General features: G+C 33.0%; 1 pseudogene. It reads left to right on the plus strand.

Going from position 1 to position 522, the window contains the following annotated elements:
• A pseudogene (locus tag RR876_RS17355) lies at positions 1-183 on the plus strand (hypothetical protein); the annotation flags it as partial.
• Positions 184-522: the final 339 nt, after the last annotated feature.

The raw sequence follows: 522 nt of genomic DNA on the forward strand, positions 1-522 counted from the left end.
GATGAAGACTTTCTGGCAAAAATTGATTCTGGAGAATTGAGATTTGGAAAAGGTGATATTTTGAAAGTTAAATTAAAAACTGTGCAAACAATTACTCACAACAAACTAAAATCCGACTATGAAGTAATTAAAGTTATTGAGCACAAAATAATGAAAAAAGAGCAGGAAAATTTAGGGATTTAACAATCTAGTTACTCCATCCAACCCACCCCAGCGGTGGGTTTTCTTTTGTCTATTAAAACATAAAAAATTCTTACAGCTATAATTATATATAACTTAAGATATATTTTAATTGCTTTTCTATTGACTATAAAAATAACTATAGTTATATTTATCTCACAGACATTAAAAAAGCACTCAAGACTTCGAACCCTTTGAGTGCTTTTACAGGAACTGCGAGATCAATTATGAACAAAACCTTATCCCCTTTCAATACCATCAAGATATCTCTTGGTGTAGCTGCTGTAACAATAGGCGTGCTTAGCTGTGGGTTTAAGACCTCACCGCAAGCTGCTCAACCTG

The organism is Acinetobacter sp. (assembly GCF_036666595.1).
GTDB lineage: Bacteria > Pseudomonadota > Gammaproteobacteria > Pseudomonadales > Moraxellaceae > Acinetobacter.